Here is a 2,365-nt window from a genome sequence, read left to right as displayed (position 1 = left end):
TCGTGGTCCACAGCGCGCTCAGGCCAATGCTGGGACCGACAAAGCCAATGGTCATGGTAAAGAAAGTGAAATTACCCAGGAACCAGAAGGGTCCTTGCCTCGACAGTCTGTCAGTTCGTTCGTTATCCGGAATAAAATCAATAGAATGGCCTTCAATGGAACCGTGCTCAACCCCCGCTACGGTGCCTTTCACTGTTTCGTCTGCTACTTGCATCATGTACCCCTGACTCGAATGAGAGGTTGATGGAATGAGGATAGACAGGTCATGCATGCCAGTCACGACACCCGCTCGCCACGCAGCGCCTGGCTTACGTTCGATCCGGACGCCGTCACCGGATTGGCGGCTCAGTGCAGCGTGATCCAGACGGCCTTGCTTTCCATCAGATGATCGAGTTGTTCGGGGCCCAGATCTTTGCCGAAGCCGGATTCCTTGAATCCACCGAATGGCATCGACGGGTCGATCGTGCTGTGCGCATTAACGTAGACCGTGCCGGCGCGCAATTCTGGAATCAGCCTATGCACGCGGTTCAGGTCGTTGGAGTAAATCGCGGCGGCAAGACCGTATGGCGAGTCATTCGCTAGCGACAATGCATCGTTTATATCGTCAAACGGCGCGGTCACCAGCACCGGGCCGAAGATCTCTTCGCGGACTATCTTCATTTCACTGCGGCAATGCGCAAAGATGGTCGGCTCGACGAAGTAGCCTGGCCGGTCCAGTACATGGCCACCGTGCACAACTTCAGCGCCTTCGCGCCGTCCGGCTTCAATATAGGATTCCACACGATCCTTCTGCAGCGCGGAAACCAGCGGGCTGATGAAGCAATCCCGATCGAGGCCGGGTGCGATCTTCATTGTGAGCGTGTGTTTGATCAGCGCATCAATGAACTTGTCGTGAATGCCTCGCTGGATATAAACCCTTGCCCCTGCATCGCACACTTGTCCGGAATTGAAGAAGATGCCATTGGCTACGGCTTGAGCCGCCGCGTCTATGTCAGCGTCCGCAAGGACCAGCACCGGCGATTTCCCACCCAGCTCGAGCGTGATGCGCTTGATGCCCCCCACGGCCGTGTGCCCGACAGTACGGCCCACTTCGGTGGAACCGGTGAACGTGATCTTGTCGATCCCTGGATGCGCGGCCATAGCCGCCCCAATGTCGCGTCCCCGCCCGGTGATGACGTTGACGACGCCGTCCGGGATCCCGGCCTCGTGCACTAGCTCCGCGAAGCGCAGCGTGGACAGCGACGTGAGTTCGGCCGGTTTGATGACGGTGGTGCAACCCGCCGCGAGCGCAGCCGCCACCTTCCACGCCATCGTTTGCAGAGGGAAGTTCCAGGGCACGATGACGCCCACGACGCCAATCGGTTCCTTGCGCGTGTATGCAACGTAGTCGCCCGGCAGTGACGGCTCTACCGTGCGGCCGTGAAGCTTTGACGCCCAACCGGCAAAATAACGGAAGGTGTCGATGGTGCCTTGAACGTCGACGTCGCGTGCATTGGCGACAGACTTGCCTACGTCGATCGATTCGATCTCAGCCAACTCCGTTGCGTTCGCTTCGATCAGATCGGCGAGGCGATGGAGCAGCCGTTCGCGCTCAAGGGGCTTGAGCCTTCGCCACGGTCCCCCGTCGAATTGTCTGCGGGCAGCTTCAACCGCGCGATCCAGATCGGCGGTCGTACCCAGGGGAATCTGCGTTACCACGCCCGCGGTGGACGGTTCAAGCACCGCGCAGGACTCCCGGTCGCCTTGCGGCACCCAGGCACCCCCAATAAACATCTTCTGTGGCCTGGTGAGAAAGCGTTGCGTCTCTTCGCGAATACCGAACTTCTCAAGGTAATTTTGTACGACCTTATCCATCAATGTCTCCTGTGTTTCGGATTAACTGCTACACGGCCTCTGGTGGGCCAGTTTCGTGCGCGTGGATGCGCCTGTTCCTGCAACGCGTGGGTGACCTCGTAACGAGATCGCCGGAAGGCCCAACAGACTCGCGAATCATCGGGACTATCGATGTAAACGTGGCTTGTGGCACCGCGGCCTTTGGAGAGACTATGGACGACACAGCCGTGGGTAAAAATCACGTCGATCAGATGTTCATATCGGAAAGATCGAAGCAAGCGGTGCAAGGGAAGCAAGCGGTGAAAACGGGGTGCAAACGGAGCGACGACTGTGATCCAGCTGCAGGACGTGGACCTCAAGCTACTGAGGGTTTTCATGACGGTGGTGCGGTGTGGCGGCTTTTCCGCCGCCCAGGCAACCCTGAACGTCAGCCAGTCGACCATCAGCGAACAAATGACGACACTCGAAACGCGATTGGGGCTCAAGCTTTGCGAGCGGGGGCGCAGCGGCTTTCGTCTGACCGAACACGGCT

Annotated in this window: 2 protein-coding genes and 1 pseudogene; 1 reads left to right on the top strand and 2 read right to left on the bottom strand. The window is 58.8% G+C overall.

The window, feature by feature from the left end; translation table 11 throughout:
- Together WCA53_RS14325 and WCA53_RS14320 are read right to left on the bottom strand one after the other, a co-directional pair.
- A pseudogene (locus WCA53_RS14325) lies at positions 1–214 on the bottom strand (purine-cytosine permease family protein); the annotation flags it as partial.
- A 131-nt stretch (positions 215–345) separates the two neighbouring features.
- The gene (locus WCA53_RS14320) at positions 346–1,854 is read right to left on the bottom strand and encodes an aldehyde dehydrogenase family protein (protein WP_423911324.1); all 1,509 of its coding nucleotides are present in this window, start codon (positions 1,852–1,854) and stop codon (positions 346–348) included.
- Positions 1,855–2,208: 354 nt separating this feature from the next.
- On the opposite strand from WCA53_RS14320, the gene WCA53_RS14315 reads away from it, so the two are divergent.
- Positions 2,209–2,365 (top strand): LysR family transcriptional regulator (locus WCA53_RS14315; protein ID WP_423911326.1); only part of this gene is annotated, 157 nt, incomplete at its 3' end.

The organism is Caballeronia sp., from assembly GCF_049581465.1.
Classification (GTDB): Bacteria; Pseudomonadota; Gammaproteobacteria; order Burkholderiales; family Burkholderiaceae; genus Caballeronia.
This window is presented reverse-complemented; position numbering and strand designations above follow the sequence as displayed.